Below are 4,540 nucleotides of genomic sequence, written 5' to 3' on the forward strand. Positions count from 1 at the left end.
AAAAAAGCGTACTATCTATAAAAAATAAGATTATTCTTTTTATTATTATGAGAAATGAAGAAAATCTAAAAATAAAATTACAATCTATTGTATTGAGGTACTTACCTCCTGTTTCGTACTATGAGTACCATCCTTTTATGTCACGCAAAATCAAAGAGTTGAAAGTGGTCGCGTTACTTCGAGATTTACCAGAGGCGAAGTTGGTCAAGGGGCAAGTTGGTACTGTCGTCGAGACGCTTGGAAAATCCGCCTATGAGGTCGAGTTTTGCGGAGACGATGGCAGGGCTTACGCGATGCTCGGGATTAAGGAAGAAGACTTGATGGTGCTTCATTATTCGAAAATCGAAGCGCTGCCGCTTATGGGTGATGTCAGCGCAAACAATCACTCGACGTGATACGCAATCAGCGAGAACAGTAGAAATTCAGATGAAACCGACAGTTTACGTCGAAACATCCATTGTTTCTTACCTGACGGCGCGTTTAAGTCGCGATTTTGTCACGGCAGCCCGGCAGACATTGACTCGTGATTGGTGGGAGCAAGCGCCGGAACGCTAGGTACTCGCCATATCCGCTTTGGTCATTGAGGAAGCGGCGAAAGGCGACCCAACAGCAGCGAACCTTCGCCTACAGGCGTTGCGTGATCTGCCGTCGCTACCCATCTGCACTGAAGCTAGAGACTTGGCCATGAGTTTGATTCAGTCCGGCATCGTTCCAGCGAGCGAACCAGAGGATGCATTGCACATGGCCATTGCTACCGTGTCTAAGATGCACTATCTATTAACCTGGAACTTTGCCCACTTGGCGGGACCCGATGCAAAGCAAAGGCTTCTCGACGGCCTACGGACCCTGGGATATAACCCGCCTTTACTAACCACCCCCGAAGAACTCTTGGAGATCGAGACATGACCTACACTCGCGAGCGCAGATCTCACGTCGAAGCTCCAGATCCCATCCTAGCCGAACTCTGGGATGTCAAGCGCGAAATCAACAAGTCCGCAGACTATCGAATCGACATCTTGGTGGACATGGCAAACAAGGCTGCCGAGCAGGTGCAGGCACAATGGCTCCAACAAGCGCATCCAGCGGACGCGCTAAAGGCGCGTGCGGCTGATTTGCAGCGTTGAGCCCTCGCTCATCAGCGACCTGGTTTCCCGACCCCGTCGCGATCTCATCGTCGCCAGCCGGCCACCACTGACGCTCAGCAATTACGCTAGACGCTGACGCCGCCGATGCGCAAGCTGATTGCGCAGCCAGTCATAGACACCGGTCAGCGTGATCAGCACCAGCAACAAGGCGCCCAGCGGCACGATCAGGATATAGCCGCCGCCGAGCCACTCTTGGAAAAATCGCCCATTGTGGACCTCGAACAGATAGTTCCAGAGCGGCATCCGATACTGCTCGCGCAACTCTGGGGGCATCTGGAAGGCGTCGGCGGCTTCACCGCTGTTGGCCACCAAGCCCTGATAATGGGTGGCGATGTAGGCGTCGCCCTCCGGTGAGGTCAGCCAGCCGGTGACCATGGTCGCCGCCGGGCGCAGGCTGCGCTCGACGTCGGGGGCCTCATCGACCAATAGATTGACCGCACGCTCGGCACTCGGATCGACCCGATAGAGGCCACTGAAGGAGCCGACCAGATAGGAGCCATTGGGCTGGGTGTCGAAAACCGTCGCGCCCATGACGAAGATCGGCGCCGGCAGATTGATCCGCGTGAATGGCTCCGACAGATCGGCGCGGCCGCGCCAGCGCCGAGCCTGCAGCAGCCGCAGGTAATACCAGGCGTAGAAGACGGAGAGGATGAAGACGCGAATGGATCGACTTGATCCAAGCCCAGCGATACCTTTCGTGACATCACCCAAATGATCAGGAGACACCCATGCCAAATCCAACACTGCTGTCCAGGCTAATGCTGATGGCGCTCCTGCTGCTCGCCAGCGTCGCGCTGGCAGCGGACCAGGACGCCGGTCTGCGTCTGCAGCCGATCAGCGACCGCATCGACGCCATCGTCGGCCCTTTTGGCAACCGCACGCCCGAAAACCTTGGCAACAACGCGACCTTCGGTTTCGTCGTCACCGACGCCGGCGTGGTGCTGATCGATGCCGGCGGCAGCACCAAGGGCGCAGCAGCGATCGATGCGCTCATCAAGCAGGTGACCGATCAGCCGGTGAAGATTGTCATCAACACGGGCGGACAGGATCACCGCTGGCTGGGAAATGAGTACTTCAAGCAACGCGGCGCGCGCATCATCGCGAGTCAGGCAGCGGTCGAGGATCAGCGCGCGCGGCTTGAGGAGCAGCTGTTCAGGCTGCAGAACCTGGTCGGCGTCGACGGTCTCGCTGGCACCGAGCCAGTCTACGCCGATGAGACCTTCGACGAGACCATGACCTTCAGCCTGGGCGACACACGCTTCGAGCTGCGCAGGGTCGGCCCGGCCCATACACCGGGCGACAGCCTCGTCTGGCTGCCGGACGAGCGCATCGCATTCAGCGGCGACGTGGTCTATGTCGGGCGCATGCTCGGCGTGATGCCACATTCCAGCAGCGCGCATTGGATCGAGGCCTTCGAGATCCTAGCCGCAGTGGAGCCCAAGGTCATCGTGCCGGGGCACGGCCCCGCTACCGACCTCGCCCAGGCTCGCGCCGACACGCTCGACTACTTGGTCTTCCTGCGCGAGACGGTTGGCGCCTTCATGGAGGATGGCGGCGATATCACACAGATTGGCACTTTGGATCAATCTCGATTCGCGCACCTAGAAGACCATCCACGATAAGCCAGTCGCTTCAGCGTTCGGCGACATTCGCATGTCCAATCACACCGAGCAGGATGAAGTCTTGCTGCAGGCTGCCGGCTGCGGCGACATGACGGCGTTTGCCCGGCTGGTCGAGCGTCATCAAGCCTGGGCTTGGCGGGTCGCTTATCGCTTCGCCGGGAATCAGGATGACGCCGCCGAGATTGTCCAGGAGGCCTTCTTACGCCTCCTCGACGCCTCCGGACGCTATCGGCCGAGCGCGCAGTTTCGAACCTATTTCTACCGGATTATCTCTCGCCTTTGCCTGGACCGAGCCAGGAAACACCAGCCGGTGCTGCTCGACCGGGTTCCAGACCAGCCCGATCCCGCCCCCAGCGCGGCAGAGAGGATGATGCGGCAAGAAACCGCCTTTGCGGTTCGCGCGGCCCTTGTGCTGCGCTACGAGAAAGACCTGGGCTACCAGGAGATCGCCGCCGCCATGGGAATCACCGCCAAAGCGGCGGAACGACTGCTCGCCCGTGGCCGGGAGCGGCTGCGCCGTCTGCTCGGATCTCGGGAAGGCTTTTTCGATGCTTGAGCGGGGGGTTTTTCCAGGCTCGCGCGTTTCATGATGGGTAGCGAGGTGACAGCGATGCGCTCATGCGTGCTTCTTTGGTTTCGAAACCGGACACCGTTAAGGGGGACGTCAGGGAGGATGCCTCGATGTGAGGCGAACGGGTCGGAGGGAAATCGAGCGGTGAGGGCTAGGCAGGAAGGAGATCGGACAGAGACGGGCGCTGGAAGCGTTATCCGCGATAGCGGGTGAGTGTGCAGGACAGTGCTGATCGGGCCTGGTTGGCTTTGCTCTCTGATCAGCAAGACGGAGTACAGAGTGAAATCCCGATCATTGTTGACCGTATGACTCGGATTTGGACTCAGCAACGAGCAAGATCCAAGCTGTCCATGGTCATTGCGGGTAAGCAGCAGGCCACGCAAACCGCGAGAAAACGACTACAATCAAACGTGACAAAGCCGTGACAGACTGCCCAAGTTTTGCATACCTCCCCTGACATCTGCCTGCTCTCGACCTCTCCTCCCTGTACACACGACGCTTCTCGGAACTCTTGAACAGTGCCAAGCCGTGTGTGAACGGATCAGAAGCAACGGACATTCTGGCCATCAGCGTCCAATGCTCAACTCTTTTAGGATCTAAGACATCGTTATGACTTCCATCGAACACACTTTTGCACAAAACGTCATGCAGCAACTGGCAGGCGTTGATCTCAATCCCAGTCTTGAAAGTATTTTTACCTAGATTCTGAGCCGCCAGGTTCAGCTCGATGAAGACGGTGTGCCTCAAGCCAGTAATGCGTTCATCACGCTTTTGCAAGTGTTTACGTTTGTCGCTACGCCAGCCGATGGAGGGGGGCGTCCTGCAAGTCCGTTTGACTATGGGGAGCGTGTGGAGACAGCGATTGATGCTGTGATTGATCAAGTGAACGTTCGCGATGACTCGATACTTTCCTTGATAATTCAGGAAATAGATAACGTTGGACGAGTCTCTAGCGCTGAACTCGAAAATATCTCTGTGCGTGAAATTAGATTTAGTCTTGACGGCGAAGCCTTTAGCTTATCCAATCAAGCGATGAATGATGCAAACACTTGGAGTGATTTAAAGATCGCGATGGCTAGCGCCCTAGAAGATGTTGGGCTTGGTGATCTTGCTATATCGCATAAGTACCTCAATACAATAGATTGTAATTTTATTTTTAGATTTTCTTCATTTCTCATAATAATAAAAAGAGTAATCTTATT

7 protein-coding genes are annotated in these 4,540 nt (G+C 56.4%); 6 read left to right on the top strand and 1 reads right to left on the bottom strand.

The features are described 5' to 3' along the window. The 3 genes from VBE63_RS25020 to VBE63_RS25030 all read left to right on the top strand — a co-directional run. Positions 1-395: DUF4926 domain-containing protein (locus tag VBE63_RS25020; protein ID WP_323685724.1), on the top strand; the 395-nt coding region annotated here is incomplete at its 5' end. Between the two features lie 289 nt (positions 396-684). Beyond that, positions 685-906 carry a hypothetical protein gene (locus tag VBE63_RS25025; protein ID WP_323685725.1) on the top strand — a complete coding sequence of 74 codons (222 nt, stop codon included), beginning with the start codon at positions 685-687 and terminating at the stop codon, positions 904-906. Then, positions 903-1,124: a hypothetical protein gene (locus VBE63_RS25030; RefSeq protein WP_323685726.1), complete on the top strand. Its 222-nt coding sequence runs from the start codon at positions 903-905 to the stop codon at positions 1,122-1,124. The genes VBE63_RS25025 and VBE63_RS25030 overlap by 4 nt, the downstream gene beginning before the upstream one ends. Before the next feature lie 81 nt (positions 1,125-1,205). Here the strand turns inward: VBE63_RS25030 and VBE63_RS25035 are convergent, their stop codons facing one another. After that, positions 1,206-1,871, bottom strand: a complete 666-nt coding sequence (locus VBE63_RS25035; protein ID WP_323685727.1) for a hypothetical protein — start codon at positions 1,869-1,871, stop codon at positions 1,206-1,208. A gap of 2 nt (positions 1,872-1,873) precedes the next feature. On the opposite strand from VBE63_RS25035, the gene VBE63_RS25040 reads away from it, so the two are divergent. The 3 genes from VBE63_RS25040 to VBE63_RS25050 form a co-directional block, all read left to right on the top strand. Continuing rightward, on the top strand, positions 1,874-2,767 hold the full coding sequence (locus VBE63_RS25040) for an MBL fold metallo-hydrolase (RefSeq protein ID WP_323685728.1): 894 nt from the start codon (positions 1,874-1,876) through the stop codon (positions 2,765-2,767). Between the two features lie 31 nt (positions 2,768-2,798). Then, entirely contained in the window at positions 2,799-3,323 is a 525-nt protein-coding gene (locus VBE63_RS25045; RefSeq protein WP_323685729.1) for a sigma-70 family RNA polymerase sigma factor, read from the top strand. Between the two features lie 753 nt (positions 3,324-4,076). Next, positions 4,077-4,540: hypothetical protein (locus VBE63_RS25050; RefSeq protein ID WP_323685730.1), on the top strand; the 464-nt coding region annotated here is incomplete at its 3' end.

It is taken from the genome of Lamprobacter sp. (assembly GCF_034860625.1).
Classification (GTDB): Bacteria; Pseudomonadota; Gammaproteobacteria; order Chromatiales; family Chromatiaceae; genus Lamprobacter.